This is a genomic window from Nocardia panacis (assembly GCF_003598715.1).
Taxonomy (GTDB): Bacteria; Actinomycetota; Actinomycetes; order Mycobacteriales; family Mycobacteriaceae; genus Nocardia; species Nocardia panacis.
Window position 1 is genome coordinate 76,632 of the sequence record NZ_QZFU01000017.1, and the last position, 17,837, is coordinate 94,468.

General features: G+C 66.4%; 20 protein-coding genes. 6 read left to right on the plus strand and 14 right to left on the minus strand.

Translation table 11 applies throughout. The annotated features are described in order from the left end of the window. Window positions 1-22 precede the first annotated feature (22 nt). From D5S18_RS13700 to D5S18_RS13715, 4 genes are all read right to left on the minus strand, one after another. Window positions 23-1,000, minus strand: coding sequence for an SDR family NAD(P)-dependent oxidoreductase (locus D5S18_RS13700; protein ID WP_120040882.1), 978 nt, complete (start codon window positions 998-1,000; stop codon window positions 23-25). 27 nt (window positions 1,001-1,027) lie between these two features. Further along, the gene (locus D5S18_RS13705; protein ID WP_147403945.1) at window positions 1,028-1,264 is read right to left on the minus strand and encodes a hypothetical protein; all 237 of its coding nucleotides are present in this window, start codon (window positions 1,262-1,264) and stop codon (window positions 1,028-1,030) included. Between the two features lie 35 nt (window positions 1,265-1,299). After that, complete coding sequence (locus D5S18_RS13710; protein ID WP_120040886.1) at window positions 1,300-2,373, minus strand: glycoside hydrolase family 113 protein; 1,074 nt, start codon at window positions 2,371-2,373, stop codon at window positions 1,300-1,302. Between the two features lie 119 nt (window positions 2,374-2,492). Further along, entirely contained in the window at window positions 2,493-3,176 is a 684-nt protein-coding gene (locus tag D5S18_RS13715; RefSeq protein WP_203236723.1) for a TetR family transcriptional regulator, read from the minus strand. Between the two features lie 80 nt (window positions 3,177-3,256). On the opposite strand from D5S18_RS13715, the gene D5S18_RS13720 reads away from it, so the two are divergent. Continuing rightward, window positions 3,257-4,117 (plus strand): SDR family NAD(P)-dependent oxidoreductase, encoded by an 861-nt coding sequence (locus tag D5S18_RS13720; RefSeq protein ID WP_120040891.1) that lies wholly within the window; start codon window positions 3,257-3,259, stop codon window positions 4,115-4,117. 274 nt (window positions 4,118-4,391) lie between these two features. On the opposite strand, the gene D5S18_RS34860 is transcribed toward D5S18_RS13720, so the two are convergent. The 3 genes from D5S18_RS34860 to D5S18_RS13730 all read right to left on the minus strand — a co-directional run bounded on the left by D5S18_RS34860 (window position 4,392) and on the right by D5S18_RS13730 (window position 6,837). Then, the gene (locus D5S18_RS34860) at window positions 4,392-4,538 is read right to left on the minus strand and encodes a hypothetical protein (RefSeq protein ID WP_158607865.1); all 147 of its coding nucleotides are present in this window, start codon (window positions 4,536-4,538) and stop codon (window positions 4,392-4,394) included. Between the two features lie 321 nt (window positions 4,539-4,859). Then, entirely contained in the window at window positions 4,860-5,633 is a 774-nt protein-coding gene (locus tag D5S18_RS13725) for a CPBP family intramembrane glutamic endopeptidase (RefSeq protein WP_120040893.1), read from the minus strand. Window positions 5,634-5,652: 19 nt separating this feature from the next. Further along, complete coding sequence (locus D5S18_RS13730) at window positions 5,653-6,837, minus strand: serine hydrolase domain-containing protein (protein WP_120040895.1); 1,185 nt, start codon at window positions 6,835-6,837, stop codon at window positions 5,653-5,655. A 133-nt stretch (window positions 6,838-6,970) separates the two neighbouring features. Between D5S18_RS13730 and D5S18_RS13735 the strand changes: the two genes are divergently transcribed. Beyond that, window positions 6,971-7,435, plus strand: a complete 465-nt coding sequence (locus tag D5S18_RS13735) for a flavodoxin family protein (RefSeq protein ID WP_120040897.1) — start codon at window positions 6,971-6,973, stop codon at window positions 7,433-7,435. A 23-nt stretch (window positions 7,436-7,458) separates the two neighbouring features. Here the strand turns inward: D5S18_RS13735 and D5S18_RS13740 are convergent, their stop codons facing one another. The 3 genes from D5S18_RS13740 to D5S18_RS13750 all read right to left on the minus strand — a co-directional run bounded on the left by D5S18_RS13740 (window position 7,459) and on the right by D5S18_RS13750 (window position 11,330). After that, on the minus strand, window positions 7,459-10,605 hold the full coding sequence (locus D5S18_RS13740; RefSeq protein WP_203236724.1) for an AfsR/SARP family transcriptional regulator: 3,147 nt from the start codon (window positions 10,603-10,605) through the stop codon (window positions 7,459-7,461). 61 nt (window positions 10,606-10,666) lie between these two features. Next, complete coding sequence (locus D5S18_RS13745) at window positions 10,667-11,134, minus strand: type II toxin-antitoxin system VapC family toxin (protein ID WP_345789762.1); 468 nt, start codon at window positions 11,132-11,134, stop codon at window positions 10,667-10,669. Next, window positions 11,076-11,330 carry a type II toxin-antitoxin system Phd/YefM family antitoxin gene (locus D5S18_RS13750; RefSeq protein WP_120040904.1) on the minus strand — a complete coding sequence of 85 codons (255 nt, stop codon included), beginning with the start codon at window positions 11,328-11,330 and terminating at the stop codon, window positions 11,076-11,078. Before D5S18_RS13750 ends, D5S18_RS13745 begins: the two co-directional genes overlap by 59 nt. Window positions 11,331-11,491: 161 nt before the next feature. Here D5S18_RS13750 and D5S18_RS13755 point away from each other — a divergent pair, with 161 nt between their 5' ends. After that, the gene (locus D5S18_RS13755; protein WP_120040906.1) at window positions 11,492-12,058 is read left to right on the plus strand and encodes a GyrI-like domain-containing protein; all 567 of its coding nucleotides are present in this window, start codon (window positions 11,492-11,494) and stop codon (window positions 12,056-12,058) included. Here D5S18_RS13755 and D5S18_RS13760 read toward each other — a convergent pair. The 3 genes from D5S18_RS13760 to mca form a co-directional block, all read right to left on the minus strand. Then, the gene (locus D5S18_RS13760; protein WP_120041032.1) at window positions 12,034-12,594 is read right to left on the minus strand and encodes a TIGR03086 family metal-binding protein; all 561 of its coding nucleotides are present in this window, start codon (window positions 12,592-12,594) and stop codon (window positions 12,034-12,036) included. The two genes, D5S18_RS13755 and D5S18_RS13760, sit on opposite strands and share 25 nt — an antisense overlap. 236 nt (window positions 12,595-12,830) lie before the next feature. Next, window positions 12,831-13,091 carry a hypothetical protein gene (locus D5S18_RS13765; RefSeq protein WP_120041034.1) on the minus strand — a complete coding sequence of 87 codons (261 nt, stop codon included), beginning with the start codon at window positions 13,089-13,091 and terminating at the stop codon, window positions 12,831-12,833. Window positions 13,092-13,093: 2 nt separating this feature from the next. Further along, the gene (gene mca, locus D5S18_RS13770) at window positions 13,094-13,978 is read right to left on the minus strand and encodes a mycothiol conjugate amidase Mca (RefSeq protein ID WP_239003752.1); all 885 of its coding nucleotides are present in this window, start codon (window positions 13,976-13,978) and stop codon (window positions 13,094-13,096) included. A gap of 104 nt (window positions 13,979-14,082) precedes the next feature. Between mca and D5S18_RS13775 the strand changes: the two genes are divergently transcribed. Together D5S18_RS13775 and greA are read left to right on the plus strand one after the other, a co-directional pair. Further along, entirely contained in the window at window positions 14,083-14,508 is a 426-nt protein-coding gene (locus tag D5S18_RS13775; protein WP_120040910.1) for a DUF4307 domain-containing protein, read from the plus strand. Window positions 14,509-14,811: 303 nt separating this feature from the next. Further along, window positions 14,812-15,306 (plus strand): transcription elongation factor GreA, encoded by a 495-nt coding sequence (greA, locus tag D5S18_RS13780; RefSeq protein ID WP_120041036.1) that lies wholly within the window; start codon window positions 14,812-14,814, stop codon window positions 15,304-15,306. Window positions 15,307-15,394: 88 nt separating this feature from the next. Here the strand turns inward: greA and D5S18_RS13785 are convergent, their stop codons facing one another. Further along, entirely contained in the window at window positions 15,395-16,537 is a 1,143-nt protein-coding gene (locus D5S18_RS13785) for a cystathionine gamma-synthase (RefSeq protein WP_120040912.1), read from the minus strand. Between the two features lie 94 nt (window positions 16,538-16,631). Between D5S18_RS13785 and D5S18_RS13790 the strand changes: the two genes are divergently transcribed. Further along, the gene (locus D5S18_RS13790; protein WP_120040914.1) at window positions 16,632-17,807 is read left to right on the plus strand and encodes an acyl-CoA dehydrogenase family protein; all 1,176 of its coding nucleotides are present in this window, start codon (window positions 16,632-16,634) and stop codon (window positions 17,805-17,807) included. The last annotated feature ends 30 nt before the right edge of the window (window positions 17,808-17,837 follow it).

Here is a 17,837-nt window from a genome sequence, read left to right on the forward strand (position 1 = left end):
ATAGTTCGGGGAATCCCTTGTGTCAGTGGCGCATCGCGGAGGTGAGGTGTTCTCGGGTGAGGTGCCAGAGTTTGTCGGCGGCGGCGGGGTCGAGGGCCCAGGGGGCGTAGCCGGTGCGCTCACCCGCCACGTTTGGTCCCGCTTCTCGGCAGTCTTCGAAGTAGCGCCCCCCTACTCCCTCGAGTAGCGGTGAGGTGGCGACGAGGACGGTGGTGGCGGCGCCTTGCTGGGGTGTCTTGATCGCCGCAGGTGTGACCTGTGCGGAGTTCTGGATTTTCGCAGTGTCCCCGGGGATTGCCGCTACGTGTCGCTGTAGCCCGGTGTCCGGGATGACCCCGGGGTGCACGGCGTTCGCGGTGATGCCTTCGGCGGACCAGCGCTGCGTCGCCGCGACCGCGAACAGCGTATTCGCGGTCTTGGACTGTGCGTAGGCGAGGAGGGGGTTGTAGGGAATGCGCTCGAAATGAATGTCGTCCCACTGGATGTCGGAGAGCAGGTGCGCGCTCGAGGACACCGAGACGATGCGGGCCGCCCCCGACTCGGCCAGTGCGTCGTGCAGCGCGAACGTCAGGGCGGCATGGCCGAGATGATTGGTGACGAACTGCGAGTCCCAGCCTCGGCTGGTTCGGGGGTCCGGTGGCATCATGACTCCGGCGTTGTTGATCAGGACGTCCAGCCGCCCGGTCCACTGCTCGGCGAATGCCTCGATGCTCGTCAGGTCGGTGAGATCGACGGCGGCGGCCCGCACGTGGTTGCCGGTGGCGGCGGTGATCTCGTGGGCGACGGCCGCGGCGGCAGTGAGCGTGCGGGCGGTCAGCGTGACCCTCGCCCCGGCGTCGGCCAGGGCGCGAGCGGTCTGCGCGCCGATTCCCGACGCGCCGCCGGTGACGACGATGTGTTTGCCGGACAGGTCTGTTCCGGCGGCCACCTCCGCGGCGGTGGATTCGGCGGAGAATTCGGTGGTGATCAGGTGGGACACCAGGTGTTCCTGTTCTCTCATGGGATCAGAGGACTTCGTTGTCGACGGCTACGGTTTCGGTAGCAGGAGCAGGACCCAGTCGCCTCGGGTCGGCAGCGATTTGCCGAAGCCGCCGGGAAGGATTGCCTGACCGTGCCGGTCGGGTCGAAGGACGAAGGGTGGGAGTCGCGCTCCGGTGCGAGGGTCGATGAACTGCCCCTGCCAAGAGTTTTCGCCGAGGTCGTTGACCCACAGCGCCCGCAGTCGCAGTCCGTATTCGCGGACGGCGTGTTGAGCGACCGACACCCGGTTCATTGCCGTCTCGGATCGGCAGCGGAAAGCTACCTGTCACCCAAAAGACCTGTGTTGCAAGGGATCTGCGTGTCACCCCCGTCGGCGTAGCGTTCGGCGACGGCAGCGAAGGCCGCTTTGGGCTCCCATGTCATGTCCGGGTAGGTGACGCCGCGGCGGTCTTCGAAAACCTTGACGATGCCGAGACCGGCGCGGTCGAGGTCGTCGCGGGGATCGCCGTCGGGGCGGTGGGGGTGGCTGTGCAGAGCGAACAGGAACACGAATGCGCTGTCGACGCCTTCGCTGTCGAAGATCTCCAGCAGTTCGCTCAGGTAGGTGGCCTGCTCGGCCTCGTCTCGCTCGTAATCCCCGTTCAGTCGGATCGGCGCGCCGGTGGCGGCGTCGTATTCGACGATCTCGTTGCTGCGTGGCGCGATGTCGGCTGCTCCGCGCCAGGTGGCCGTGCCGAATCCGGTGACCGCCAAGGGTTTTCCCTGCGCGACGAGATCACGTACGCCGCCGCGGAACCGGTCGGCCACCTCGGCGGAGCGGATGAGTTCGATCGACATGATGTCGAACGGTGTCCAGTCGATCCGTTCGAAAGGTATCGCGCAGTAGGTGAGCTTGCCGCCGAAGTGCGCGCGGACCGCGGTGACGGCCTCGGCGAGGAAGTTGTTGAGGCGGGCGATCAGCTCGTCGACCCGCTCACTGCGGGCATACGGGTCTGCGAGCAGGGATTCGAGCCGCTCCCAGACGGTATCGCCGGGCAGGAATTCCGGATTCATCAGGCTCAGTTCGACTCCGGTGACGAACACGACCTCGGCCCCGGTCCGTCGCAGTCGCTCGGCCCGCTGCGCGCAGTCGGCGAACAGGGACAGGATCTGCGCATTCGTCAACTCCAGGGGGTAGGGCGAGAACCAGACCTCGAGCCCCAGTTCGGCGGCGCAGCGGGCTGCCAGTTCCAGCCTGTCGGCGTCGCCGCCGACGATCTGGACGGCATTGCAGTGCAGATCATCTCGGATGATGGCGAGCTCCCGCCGAACGACCTCGGGGTCGAATTCCGGGCGTGATGACTGGCCCTCCGAGAGGAAGCCGGTGTCGTAGGTCATCCCTTTGCTTCGCATGTGCGTGGTCCTTCTGTCGATCGGGGTTCGGTCGACGCCACGTTAGCGTCAAAAATGCGTGCACGCAATATTTCGCACACGCATTTTTCGTGGCAGGATGGGATCGCGGCGGCCGGGCCTTACCCCGCCGGGGACCGCTCGTTGGCGTAGCCGTCGAGCAACGCGGAAACGATGTCGACGATGCGGGGTTCGACATCGACTACCGCGTGGGCGAGGTCGGGATCGGATTCGTAGAAATCGCGCAGGTGCGTGCCGGGCGCCGCCATCTGCCACAGCGCTCCAGCCATGACGGTGGCCGTCACCACGACATTGAGTGCCTGATCCTGCCGTAGCGGCGCGATCACGCTGATCGCCGCCGCGACAGCGGCGGTGTCGGCGATCGCGCGAATCTTGAACGCCCGCACCGCATCCAACGAGACGTTTCGCTCGAGGTTGAGCGGGATGTGGGCGAGCAGATCACAGAACAGGGGGCGCTCGATCAGGGTTCGCGCCAGCACGGTGGCGATGGCGCGCGACGGATCCGCGTCGACGGGCCGGGCCGAGAACGCCGCCAACCGGTTCCGCGCGTCGGTCGACCACTCCTCGTAGCCGGTCGCGGCCAGTTGGAGATAGATCTGCTCGCGCGTCTCGAAGTAGCGCAGCAGCGCCGACTTGTGCATGCCGATCTCGTCGGCGATCGCGGTCAACGTGACCTCGCGAACTCCGTCTCGAGTGGCCAACCGGGCCGCGGCGGCGAGAATGGCGTTCTCGCGCGACCGTTTCGCTTCGGGTGTGCGGGCACGTTCGAATTTGGAACCAACCACGACCCACCGTAACACAACGATGTTGCGATACATAACACAACCCGGTTGCCTTAATAGCGCAACGGTGTTTCACTAATTTCATGACCGCACATACCTGGTTCATCACCGGTTCCTCCCGCGGCTTCGGCCGTTCCCTCGCCGCGGCGGCACTGGCCGCGGGCGATCAGGTCCTCGCCACCGCCCGCAAACCCGAACAACTCGATGACCTGGTCTCGCAGTACGGCGACCGGGTGCACCCGGTCGCATTGGATGTCACCGACACCGACGCGACCGACGCCGCGTTCGCCGCGGCCGAGCAGCGGTTCGGGCGGGTCGATGTCGTCGTCAACAACGCCGGTTACGCGAATCTCGCGCCGGTCGAGACCGCTGACGCGGCGGACTTCCGGCGCCAATTCGAAACCAATTTCTGGGGCGTCTACAACGTTTCCAAGGCGGCGATCCCGCTGCTGCGCCGACACGGCGGGGGCATCGTGATCCAGTTCTCCTCCACCGGCGGGCGCATCGGCGGCGCCGCCGGGCTGGGGTCGTATCAAGCGGCGAAGTTCGCCGTCGACGGCCTGACCCGCGTATTGGCCACCGAAACCGCATCGATGGGGATCCGCTATCTGGTGGTCGAGCCGAGTGGTTTCGCGACCGACTGGGCCGGGTCATCGATGACCATCGAAGACGTCCCCGAGAACTACCGGGCAACCGTCGGAGCGCTGGGCGACCTGCTGCGCTCAGGCACCACCCAGATCGGCGACCCCGATCGCGCCGCGCAGATCCTCGTGCGGATCGTCCACTCCGACACATTGCCCACCCACCTGCTGCTCGGCGGGTTCGCAGTACAAGGGGCACTGCTCTACTCGCGCCACCAGATCGAAGAGGCAACTACCTGGCAGGCCGTATCAGCCTCCGCCGACCAGGGCGCGCAATACCCGGTCGACCTGCCCACCACATAGCCCGTTCACCCCTTCGAACCTCCGGACTCCCATCGCCGAACTCCGGCAGCCCAGGTTCGGCCTGCTGATCTGCCTTCGAGGAGTGGGTCCGCAAACGCGACAACCAGTTCGAGCACCTCGGAGAACAGATCGGGATAGCCTGCAGCGACCTCGCCCTGCCGTCGACGCCGCGCCGCGTACGAGACTTGCCGCAGGTCGGGGAGCCGGGTTATCGAACCACCGAGTGGTCGCAACACAATTCCCCAATGGGTAGCTGTGGCCTCCAGTGCGTTCGTCAGGTCGGTGCCATCGAGATGGACACGGCCATCGTCAGGCGCAGCCCGTGGCACTCGTCGTCCTCTCGGATCGGAACCGACTGCAGCGTAACGGGATCGAACTCAACGCCAACCTCGACCGCGCAGCAAGACAGCAGGCGCGCCATCGCGTCCAGCAGCGCCGGCTGCGGCCAGTGCGGTGGATGTCAGGGTCCCTGCAACTCGGGCGTGGACTTCACCTCTCGGAACAGCGCGGTCGAGTTCGTTTGCCGCCGCTTCGACTGCGGCTTGGACACGCTCACTGGACAATCCGGCGAGGTAGACGTACACGTCGGCGATCGCAGTCTCCCGCCGGATCAGCGGCCGATCTCTGACCGACAGAACATGTGACCAGTGGTCACATGACCACTGGTCACACCAGGAGTTCAAGTCGGTTCCGTCAACCGTCGGCATGCGCGCGACCGGTCCGCAAGGCCCGATGCAGAGGATCAGACGAAGTTCAGGGCAATGGCGATGGTCCCGAAAAGCGCGAGGAGTCCATCACCACCCACATGCATCCCGATCGACAACCTGATGTCCTTCTCGCGCCAGACCAACCAGATACCGGGAAACATGAAGATCACCCGCGAGACGAACACCCAAGGCGACCAGAAGTGGTAGAGGGAGAACAGGACCGCGCTCAATACCGGTGCCCAGCCGTTCAGGTGGGCGATGCGGGGCATCAGGAAACCGCGGAAGTAGAACTCCTCGATGAGTGGGAGCGAGATCCCGGTCAGCGGCAGGCAGATCAGCATCGCGGTGAGCGTGGTCGAGTGCGGGTAGCCGTCGATGGATGCGGTGATGCTGCTGCCGATATTCGCGTAGGGGAGCCAGGTGAATGCTTTCCGGAAGAAGTGATTCACCGGTGCCAACGCGAACCCCACCCCTATCGACCACACGAGGAGGCCGATGACCAGCACCACGAGTCGCCCACGCGGGACCGGCTTTTCGGTGTAGGACAGCACGCCGCGCAACGTGAAGCGACCGTTGCGGACGCGGCCCAGCCACAGCAGCCCCAACAGGATCGGCGCCAGCACCAGAAACAGTGCGATCGCCCAACCCAAGAGCGTCGGATAACCGATGGCTCGGACGAATGGTTCGCCGATGAACAGGTACATCGCGACGATCAGGACACCGGGGACCAGATGCAACGCGATGGACAGTGGTAGGGAATGGCGCTCACTCAGCAGCAGCGCCGCGATCCGGTTCGGCCGAGTGCCCATGACATGAGTCGCGATCAACCTACTGCCCGCCGCAGAATGCCTCGCGCGGCAGCCGCTGCCACGCCTGCTGCTCCGCTTGCACCGGGGCATGGGCGACATCGGCGTCCACGAAGGTGAGCGAGGCGGCCATGATCTTGCCGCCGTCGAGCGTGCCACGCAACAATGTGCCGTAGCCCTGGACACCGCCATCGGCGGCGACGACGGTGCCGACACAACCCGAATCCCGCACCTCGAGTCCGAGGCCGTAACCCATTGCCGGATCAGGTGTCGAATGCGGTTTGATCATTTCGGCCAGCAGCGGGGCGGGCAGGAGCTTCCCGCCCAGCAGTGCGGCGAAGAAATTGCTCAGATCCTCGGTGGTCGAGATCATGTCACCGCCCTGCGAGACCCAGGACGGATTCTGCCGAGAGACATCTATCGTCTGCCACTGCCCGGCGTCCTCGTATTTGTAGTAGGCATGCGCGTGCGGCTCCGCGATCTCCGGCGAGGCTTCCGGCGCCACGGTGTCCCGCAGCCCGAGCGGCCCCAGGATCCGCCGCTGGAGTTCATCGACATACGAACTGCCGGTGACCTTTTCGATCAGCAGCCTGGCCAGCACATAGTTGGTATTGGAATAGTTCCAGTCCGTGCCCGGTGCGAACCTCGGCGGTTTGGACAAAGCCATCCGCGCCAGCTCCTCGGGCGCGTAGGTGTGGAAACGGTTGTCCACCCATGCCTTTCCCTCCCAAGGGATTCCGGGCTCGTATCGCCCACCGGGGAAGTACTCGCCGGTGGTGTTGAATATCCCGCTGGTGTGCTGCAACAGCATTCGCACCGTGATCCGCCGATCCATCCCGAGATCGGGCAGGTAGTCGGCCGCGGCGGCATCCAGCCCGACCTTGCCTTCGGCCACCAGCCGCAGCACCATGACGGCGACGAAGGCCTTGGTGGCGCTGCCCGCCCGGAACTTCCCGTCCTTCGGCGGCTGCTCGGCCTTTCCCAGCTCGCGTGCGCCCGCGGCGCCGACCCATTCGCCTTGCTGATCGCGCACGCGCATCTGTATCCCGGTGAAGCCGGAATCGATGGTCTCCTGGAGGGCCTTTCGCAGGTCGGCGCGATCCGGTCCGGCATCGGCGTGCGATTCTGCCACCCCGGTCAGCAGCGTCGTCGCCAAAGCCGCGACCGCGACCTGCCGCACGACCCGTCGCATTCTCGTTGTTCCCATGGTCCCCCTCCTCGTTGCACTGATCACCGAAACCACGGTGGCCCAACGCCCTTACACGGGACCGCCACCGCGCTGACACGCTGCTACTGTCGGCGGTAGCTGCACTGGGGTCAGGGAATCAAGGAGTGTCGGTATGAGGACCATCATCGTGTGCAAATCGGTATCCCACGGCAACACCAGGAAGGTCGCCGACGTTATCGGCGAGGTGCTGGGATCGCGCATTGTCGACCCCTCGGAGATCGATGCGGCCGAGCTTTCTTCCTACGAATTGGTCGGATTCGGCTCCGGGGTACGCAATATGGACTACTACCAGGAGCTGCGTGCGTTCGTTCGAGCACTGCCGGGGGAACAGCGGCGCAAAGCATTCGTGTTCCACACCGGCGGCTTTCCGGAACCTCCGTTCCGGCGCTACCAGCACAATTTCACGGGATTGCTCGAGCAAAAAGGCTTCGAGGTCCTCGACACCTTCTCCTGCTTCGGGTACGACACGCTGTGGCCGTTTCTGATCGTCGGCGGGGTGCGCAAGGGACGGCCGAATGCCGCGGATCTCGCGGCGGCACGCACGTTCGCCGAGAATCTGCGCACCACCGCTGCTTGATCCGCGTCCTCGAGGCACGCGATTCATCGCGCGAGTGTCGCCGCGACCAACTCCCGCCAGTTCGCCTGCGCCCCTTCCGCGCTCGCGGCGGCGAACCGCACCGCACCGAGGTGGTCGCGCGCGGCCTGTTCAATTCTGGCCGCATCCGGTTGGGAACGATCCGGCAGTCCGCGCACGCGGGCGCTCGCCGCCAGCAGTCGCGCCGTCTGCTCGTACTGCCGCGCACGCAGCGACAGATCCGCGATGCCGACGAGCACCTGGGCGATCCGAAGCGGGTGCCCGGAGTCGGAGGCCGCTTGGATGGCGGCGCCGAGGTGCGCACGGGCTCGGTCGTGCTCCTCGGCGAGGTAGCCGAGCAGATTCTGTATCACCGCGCGGATGTTCGCCCGCTCGGCGTCGGCTCCCAGTTGCGCGGTCGCGATGTCGAGCTGCCGGTATGCCTGCTGCGAGTCACCGTTCCAGCGTGCGAGTTCTGCCTTGGACAAGGCCAATTCGGCCAGGGCGTTGGGCCAGGCGACGCGTTGCGCGAACCGCTGCGCCTCGGCCATGGCACCCGCGCAGGCATCCTGATCGCCCGATAGCCAGTACAACTGGGCCTGCCGCGACCGTATCCCCACGACATCCTCGATCGCGCCCACCTCGGTCACGACCGTGATCGCCTCTTCCAAATGCCCGCACGCACCGGCGAATTCGCCGTGCATGGCGATTCGATCCGCCAACTCGATCAGAGCGAAGGATATCCCCCACCTTTCACCGAGCACGCGAAACTCGTTGAGCGCCAGTTCGAGATACGCATCTGCACCCTCGAGACCCAGTTGGCTCCGTATCTTGCCCAGGTGCAACCGAGCCAACGCTCGCACCCAGGGATCCGCGTCGACAAGCAGCGCTTCCCACGCGGGCAGGCACCCCGCGGGCGACCGCAACATAGCTTCCAACGGGACGACCAGCCGCAGCGCGGGCGGCGGATCGCCGACACGCAGGCTGATTTCGTAGGCCTGGTGGATCCACTTCGCCACCTGGTCCTCATCACCCTGCTGCCCGAAGGTGACGAACTGCACGACGAACGCGTACACCACGCCTCGGATCTCGTCCGGCACCGCACCGGGAACGGCGGTGGCCGCCATGATCAGCTCGATACCCTCCGCCTTGTGTCCCCCGAGCCACCAGTACCAGGCGGCGGCCGCGGCGAGTCGCATCGCCGCGGCCGCATCGCCCGCCGCCAGCGCACCGCGCATCGCGGCGGCGATATCGTCGTGTTCGATCTCCAGTGCGGCAAGACATTCCAATTGTTCGGCCCGCCGCAGCCGCGGCGTCGCGATTTCGACGAGTTCGGTGAAGTACGCCAGATGCGCCCGGCGGGTCCGATCCGCTTCGCCCGCCTCCCCTAGACGCTGCTCGGCGTACTCCTTGATCGTGCCGAGCATCCGATACCTTTCGCCCGCACTGACCAGCAGCGACTTCTCGGTCAACGCGGTCAGCAACTCGAACACCGCACCCGACTCGATCACGGTGTCGCCGTCGGCACCGGCGCAGACCTGTTCGGCCGCGGCGGCACTCGCGCCACCGCAGAACACCGCGAGTCTGCGCAGCACCACCCGTTCGGCCGCGCTCAACAGCTCCCAACTCCAGTCGATCAGCGCGCGCAGGGTCCGATGCCGGGGCAGTGCGGTGCGGCTGCCGCCGGTCAGCAGGCGGAACCGGTCGTCGAGCCGGTCGGCCAGTTGTTCGACAGATATGGTGCGCAACTTGGCCGCCGCGAGTTCGAGCGCCAAGGGCATCCCGTCCAAGGCTCGGCAGACGCGCGCCATGGTCGACAACGTGTGGGCATCGGCGGCGATATCCTTGCGCACCGCGCAGGCCCGGTCGCGCAATAACCGCACAGCCGCGGCGGATTCGATTTCGCTCGAATCCGCGTCCGGCGCCGGGAGTTCCAGCGGCTCGACCTGCCACAGCGCCTCACCGGTGATGCCGAGGGACTCCCTGCTCGTCGCGAGGATCCGCAGCCGAGGGCAGTGCGCGAGCACCCGATCGGCGAAGCTCGCCGCGGCTTCGATGACGTGCTCGCAGTTGTCCAGAATCAGCAGCATCTCCTGCGCGCGCAGCGCGGCGATGACGCGGTCCGTGGGATCCGGGTCCGGCGCCTCGCCGAGCAGCCCGTCCCGCAGTCCGAGCGCGACGAGAGCCGCCCGCGCGACGTTGTTCCCGGCTTCCACGCGGTCGATGGTCGCGAGTTCGACCAGATAGACACCACCGGCCAGATCGCCGAGCAAGGTGCGCGCGGTTTCTGTAGCCAGCCTCGTTTTCCCCAAACCACCCGGCCCGACAACAGTGCTCAACCGATGCTCGGCGATTAGCGCGCGCACCGCGACGACATCGGCGTCCCGGCCGACGAAACTGGTCAACTCGGCCCGCAAATTGGATTTCCGATCCTCCCCGCGCAATTCCCCCCGCAACAGCGCGATATGCAGTGCGGACAGCTCCGGCGCCGGATCAACCCCCAACTCCTCGGCCAGCGCCTCCCTCGTGCGCTGATACACCCGCAACGCCTCGGTATCCCGACCCGCTGCGGCGAGCGCCCGCATCAACGCGGCCACGAACCGCTCCCGAACCGGATGCGCCGCAACCAATTCGGTCAGTTCCCGCACCAACTCCGCACCGTGACCGAGCCCGACCTCCGCGTCGAACCGATCTTCCAGCGCCGTCAAACGCAACCCCTCCAGCCGAGAAACCGCCGCATCGAACGCCGGACTCTCCCGCAATCCGATATCCGACATCGCCGCACCCCGCCACAACCCCAGCCCCTCCCGCAACCTGTTGGGACCCCCGCCATCACGAGCCAGATCAATCAGCCGTTCGAACCGCACGGCATCGACCTCATCGGCCGTCACCAGCAACCGATACCCATCCCCCCGCCCTTCGAGCAGTCCCTCCGGCAACACCTTCCGCAACCGGAAGACCAAACGTTGCAACGCATTCGACGCATCCGCTGGCGGCCTCGCACCCCAAACCCAGTCAACCAGCATCGCCTTCGAACAAACCTGCCCCGGCCGAAGCGCCAACGCCCCCAACAGCCCCCGCAATCGCGCCCCCGACACCTCGACCAAAACCCCATCGGCCGTCCGAACCTCGAACGGCCCGAGCACTCCGATCCACACCCCCGACCCTCCCATCCGCGAACCAAACCTCCGCTGCACCTACCCCACCCCGGCCGTCGTCGCCTGCACGCGGCCGCTAGACCGCGACGACCGTCAACAGCGGATCGATATCCTTGAAGTCGTCGGCATTTCGAGTGAACAGCGGCAGATCGTGCACTGAAGCCACGGCGGCGATCATGAGGTCCATCTTCCGCGGTTTGGGATTCCGTTTCGACGCCACAACCAATTTCGCCATCGACGTGAAGCGCCTGGCCGCGTCGGAGCCGAATGGCAGGGCTTCGAAACCGTGCTCCACAACCAAGAGTCGCTCGGTGCGCAGAGCGAGTTCCGCAGGCGCCGCAGCCATCGCGATACCTAAACCCAACTCGGCCAAGGTAACCGTGCTGATTTTCCCCAAGATGGGCAGTTCGCTCTCGGGGATCTTCGCGATGTCGATGAGCACACAGGTGTCGAGAAGTCCGACCGGATGACGATGCTTCGGCACTTCAGTCACCGAGCCGATCGGGACCGAAGAACGCCTCGATCTCGGCACGCTCCTGCGCACTGTCGCCCGCACCGGTGAAGCCTGCGAACCGAACCTTGAGCTCCGCGATGGACATGTCACGGTGCGGCTGGATCGGCCGCAACTCGCCGACGGGACGACCATTCCGGGTGATGATGAAGTCTTCGCCCGCCTCCAGCGCATCCATCACACCTGCACTACCGTTGCGCAGCTCAGCCTGGGTAATCGTTCTCGTCATCTCCTCAAGATAGCATTCGATGCTATCCGATGCTATCTACTGGTCGACATCATCCAACCGATCCGCGTGGACGGAATCGCAGTAGGTGCAGCGCCCGGATTGCGGCCTGCCGGGCGCGTCGCGCTTGACTCTCCAGCTGTGGGAGAGCGCACCCTGACCGGATGAAGATCGATCTGTTGAAAGCGGACCGGGACTACTACGACGCGCCCACGGAGCCGACGCTGCGGACCTTCGGCCCCTACCCCTACGCGACGGTCGTGGGGGTAGGCGAGCCGGAAGGGGAACGGTATGTCGAGGCGGTAGGGGAGTTGTATCGGGCGGTTTACGGGGCGAAGAAACAGGCCAAGGCACAGGGGCGGGACTTCACCGTGGCCAAGCTGGAGGGGTTGTGGTGGGTGGAGGGGGATCGGGAACCGTTGAAAGTGCCGCGCGCCGAATGGCATTGGAAGATGATGATTCGGGTGCCGGAATTCGTTGCGGCGCAACAGCTACAGGGGGTAGCGCACGAGTGGGTCGAGGAGGGGGAATGCGTGCAGGTCATGCATATCGGCCCGTACGCGACCGAACCCGAGACGCTCGCTCGGCTGGAGGCGTTCATCGCGGAGTCGGGACTGACCTACCGCGACCGGCACCACGAGATCTATCTGTCCGATCCGCGCAGAACCGCCCCGGAACGGATGAAAACGATTCTGCGGCAGCCGGTTCAGCGGATTTCGCGGCCCAGGTAGGCGAGCAGTCGACGGTGCGCGGGCGCGTCGGCGGCCACCAGCACCTCGGGTCCGAACGCGCCCTCCTTGCGGAAGGCATCGATACCGCCGAGCGCGCGCAGGGTGGTGAGCACCTCCTCGCACAACTGCTCGTCGAGCAGGTCCGCCCGGTCGATGGCGACGGCGACATCCGCGCCGTGGGCAAGGATTTCCATGAGGTGGATCTGCGCGGCCGCGGCGGCGGGCACCTCGGCGAACGGCAGCACGACGGTGGCCTCCAGCGCGTCGGGCCGATGCCAGGCGGCGCGGCCGACCTCGGCGGCCGCGGCGTAGGCGGCCTGCGGATCGCTGGCGAGCCAATCGGGTTCGTGATCGATATCGGTCTTGCTCACCGCTGCGGCGAAGCTGTACATCGAGCCGACTATGTGGTTGAGCACCGCCCGCACATCCCATTCCGCGCAGAGGGTGGGCGCGGTGAGATGTGTGGCCTCGACGGCATCGATGATGGCGGCGGTCGAGTCTATGGCGCGGTCGATCTGTCCGATCACATGGTCCATGGTCATCCTTCGGTCGATCGGGGCTTGCGCTGCATTGGAACACATCGGACCGACACATTGGGCGAGTTGATGATTGCCTGTCCGACGACCCAAAACTTCTGTCCAGGCACCGTTTTGGTGCGACTACTCGACGCAACTGCGAACCCCGCCATCGAGCATAGGCCCCCGCGCCGCGCCGCGCGACGATTGATATCAAAATTCAATGAAATCCGCTGCGGCACAGCGCGAGTCGCACGTCAGCCCGCGCGGGGCGGCGACCCGTTCCGCTCGGTCTCGCGCTCGCTTACCCCGTGCTCGGTACCCTCGTCGGCCTCCTGGTCCGGTTCGGGATGCTCGGGTTCGAAGGTCGCGGGCAACTTCTTGATGTGGCGGTTCATCGAGCGAATGAGCAGGGCGGTGCCCGCGAGCAGGATGAGCACGATCACCAACCCCAGCGGGGACGCCTTGCCGAATTCGGGTCCGGTGGGATTGGCGGGGGTCTGCGCCAGCAGCACCATGATCACTGGATCTCGTCCTCGATGCCGGCGAACAGGTCCGTCTCGGGCAGCGTGGTCGGCACCCGCGACTGCGCCAGCTCGAACTCCTCGGTGGGCCACAGCCGCTGCTGCATCTCCATCGGAATCGCGAAGAAGACGCCATTGGGGTCGATCTGGGTGGCATGGGCGCGCAGGGCGTCATCGCGCTGCGGGAAGTACTTGGCGCACTCCACTCTGGTGGTGACTCTGCTCAACCCGTCGGGGCGGCCGGAGCGGTATTCGCGCATCCGGTCGTACCACTCCTGCAGCGGGAACGGCTCGCCGAGCTTCGCGTATTCGGCGGCGAACGCCTCGAGTCGGCCCAGGGTGAACCCGTGGTCGTAGTAGATCTTCAGCGGCGTCCACGGCTCGCCCGCGTCGGGGAAGCGCTCCGGATCGCCCGCGGCCGCAAAGGCCGCCATGGACACCTCGTGGCAGCGGATGTGATCCGGATGCGGGTAGCCACCGTTCTCGTCGTAGGTGGTCATGACGTGGGGGCGGAATTCGCGGATGACCCGCACCAGCGCCTCGGTGGACTCCTCCAGCGGCACCAGCGCGAAACTGCCCTCGGGCAGCGGCGGCAGCGGATCGCCCTCGGGCAGGCCGGAATCCACGTAGCCGAGCCAGTGCTGCCGCACGCCGAGCGCGCGGGCGGCCTCGGCCATCTCCTCGCGCCGGATCTCGTCGATGCGCTCCAGCACGCCGGGCGTATCCATGGCCGGATTCAGAATGCTGCCGCGCTCGCCCCCGGTCAGCGTGACGACGAGGACTTCGTGTCCCTCGTCGGCGTAGCGGGCCATGGTCGCCGCGCCCTTGCTGGATTCGTCGTCGGGGTGGGCGTGCACCGCCATGAGGCGAAAGCCACTCACGTCTCGTTCACCGTCGCTCTCGCTCGCGGGTGTCTGGTCTTCGTTTTCTATAGTTCCATTCGACCCGATTTTGTTCCGACGTACCCCCCAGGGAGCGGCCCGTAATGAGTGAATCCGCCGACCTGCGCGCCGACCGGTACGGCGCGCGGCCCCCGCGTCGCCGCCGCTGGATTCCACTGGCGCTGGGCGCGGTGGTGATCCTCGCGGGCCTCGGCGTGGCCTTCGTCGGCTTCCGCAGCTACGGACCGTCCGATATCGACTCCGAATCGTTGGGTTACACCGTTGACGACGATTCGACCACGAGCATCCGAATGAAGGTGACCCGCAAGGACCCGCACCGACCGGTGGTGTGCATCGTGCGGGCCATGACGCGCGACGGTTCGGAGGTGGGGCGGCGCGAGGTGCTGATCGAGCCGTCCGACAGCGGCACGGTGGAGGTGAACACGATCATCAAATCCTCGGCGCGACCGGCCGCGGGCCACGTGTACGGGTGCTCGGACCAGGTCCCCGACTACCTGCGCGCGGGCTGAATCGACCCATTTCGGATCGTGACGCCCGGTAAAATCAACTCCGACCTGCGTGTTTAGTACTCATGCTAAAATGGCGTGACACACGGTTCCGGGGTTCGGAGCCGTGTTTGCTGCATTGACGGCCAGCGCCGAGCGTACGGGCGGTTTTCGATCGCGTCCGGGATCGGGGTCCTGTCGGAGTTGTACACGACTCCTAGGGAACGCTGTGGCCGTCGGCTGGTGCGTGCCTGCGCTCCGGGTGGGTACTGCAGCTGCTACACCGAATCCCGTTCCGCCGGGAACAACTACTAGGGAGTGATCGAGATGACTGAGACGCAAGTGACCTGGCTGACCCCGGAGTCGCACGACAGGCTCAAGAGCGAACTCGACGCGCTCATCGCCAACCGTCCGGTCATCGCCGCCGAGATCAACGAACGCCGCGAAGAGGGCGACCTCAAGGAGAACGGCGGCTACCACGCGGCGCGCGAGGAACAGGGCCAGCAGGAGGCGCGCATCCGCCAACTGCAGGAACTGCTGAACAACGCAAAGGTCGGCGTCGCGCCCACCAAGTCGGGTGTCGCCCTGCCGGGTTCGGTCGTCAAGGTCTACTACGACGGTGACGAATCCGATACCGAGACCTTCCTGATCGCGACCCGCGAGGAGGGTCTGAGCGATTCGAAGCTCGAGACCTACTCGCCGAGTTCGCCGCTGGGCCGCGCGCTCATCAACGCCAAGGTCGGCGAGACGCGCGAGTACACCCTGCCCAATGGCAACACCATGAAGGTCACCCTGATCAGCGCCGAGCCCTACCACAGCTGAGGTGCGCGGCCTCGGCCGCGAACACACCGAAACGCACGAGCGGCCGCGCCAAGTACCCTGGCGCGGCCGCTTCGTCATTGTCCGGACCCTAGCTCAGGGCCTGCTCGATATCGGCCAGCAGGTCGGGGGCGTCCTCGATACCCGCCGAGAGCCGGACCAGATCCTCGGGCACCTCCAATTGCGAACCCGCCGTGGAGGCGTGGGTCATGGCGGCCGGATGCTCGATCAGCGACTCGACACCGCCGAGCGATTCGGCGAGGGTGAACACCTTGGTGCGCGAGCAGAACTCCTGCGCCGCGGCGCGCCCGCCGTGCAACCGCACCGAGAGCATGCCGCCGAAGCGGCGCATCTGCTTGTCGGCGACCAGGTGGCCGGGATGCTCGGCCAGGCCCGGATAGATGACCTGCGCGATCTTCGGGTGGTTGACCAGCAGTTCGGCCAAACGCTCGGCATTGTCGCAGTGCCGCTCCATGCGCAGGGCGAGGGTCTTGATGCCGCGCATGGTGAGGTAGGCGTCGAAGGGGCCGGGCACCGCGCCCGCGCCGTTCTGCAGGAAGGCGAACGCGGCGTCGAGTTCGGGATCGTCGGTGATCAGCGCGCCGCCGACCACATCGGAATGACCGCCGAGGTATTTGGTGGTGGAGTGCAGCACGATATCCGCGCCGAGCCGCAACGGCTGCTGCAGGTAGGGGGTGGCGAAAGTGTTGTCCACCACCAGCTTCGCCCCTGCGGTGTGCGCGATCTGCGACAGGGCCGGGATATCGCCGATGCTGAGCAGCGGGTTGGTGGGCGTCTCGACCCAGATCAGCTTGGTGTTGGGGCGCACGGCCGCGCGCACCGCGTCGAGGTCGGCGATGTGCGCGGGCGAATGCTCGATCCCCCAGTGCCGGAAGACCTTGTCGATGAGGCGGAAGGTGCCGCCGTAGGCATCGTCGGGGATGACGAGGTGATCGCCGGGGCGCAGGGTGGCGCGCAGGGCGCAGTCGGTGGCGGCCATACCGGAGGCGAAGGCCCGTCCGTGCCGACCGGATTCGAGGGCGGCGAGGTTCGCCTCCAGCGCCGACCTGGTCGGATTACCGGTTCTGGCGTATTCGAATCCGCCGCGCAGGCCGCCGACGCCGTCCTGGGCGAAGGTCGAACTCGCGTAGATGGGCACATTCACCGCGCCGGTCCGCGGATCGGGATCGTATCCGGCGTGCACGGCCCTCGTGGAGAATCCCAGCTCGCTCATGGGCTAAGCGTATGATCCCGCGTTCGCCGGGTGTGCGGCGGGGGCGTGCGTGAGCCCCGTCTCACCGCGACGACGTCCGAATTAGGCTTGGCACATGGTGACTGTGGAAGAACTGTTCGCGATCGATACCCTGCTCTCGGACGAGGAGCGCGAGATTCGCGCCGCCGTGGCGAGTTTCGCCGCCCAGCGACTGCGACCGCATATCGCCGAATGGTTCGAGGCGGGCACCGTCCCGGTGCGCGAGCTCGCGCCGGAGCTGGGGCGGCTGGGTCTGCTCGGCATGCATCTCGAGGGTTACGGCTGTGCGGGCCTGTCGGCCACCATGTACGGGTTGGCCTGCCAGGAGTTGGAGGCCGTGGATTCGGGTGTGCGCAGTCTGGTCTCGGTGCAGGGCTCGCTGGCGATGACCGCCATCCACAAGTTCGGATCCGAGGAGCACAAGCAGCGGTGGCTGCCGGAGCTGGCGGCGGGCACGGCGATCGGCTGCTTCGGGTTGACCGAACCGGATTTCGGATCCAATCCGGGCGGTATGCGGACCAGGGCCAAGCGCGACGGCGCGGACTGGGTGCTCAATGGGTCCAAGATGTGGATCACCAACGGGTCGGTGGCCGATATCGCGGTGATCTGGGCGCAGACCGAGCACGAGGGCAGGCAGGTGGTGCGCGGCTTCCTGGTGCCCGCCGGGACGCCGGGCTTCACGGCGCGCGAGATGCACCACAAACTGTCGCTGCGGGCCTCGCTGACCGCCGAACTGGATCTCGACGATGTGCGCCTGCCCGCCGATGCGGTGCTGCCCGAATCGCGGGGTCTCGGCGCGCCGCTGGCCTGTTTGAGCGAGGCCCGCTTCGGCATCGTCTTCGGCGCGCTCGGCGCCGCTCGCGACTGCCTGGCCGCCACCATCGATTACGCCCGCACCCGCGAGGTGTTCGACAAGCCGCTGGCCGCCTACCAGCTCACCCAGGCCAAATTGGCCGATATGGCACTCGAATTCGGGAAGGGGCAGTTGCTCGCCCTGCACCTGGGCAGGCTCAAGGATCAGGGCCGTGTCACCTCGGAGCAGGTCAGCGCGGGCAAACTGAATTCCACCAGGGAGGCCATCGCCATCGCGCGCCAGTGTCGCACCATCCTCGGCGCGAACGGCATCACCCTGGACTACCCGGTCCTGCGCCACGCCAACAACCTGGAGTCGGTCCTCACCTACGAGGGCACCGCCGAGGTGCACCAGCTGGTGCTCGGCAAGGCACTCACCGACGCCAACGCGTTCCGCTGAGCGGATCCCGCCGAACTCTGGAAAACGCCT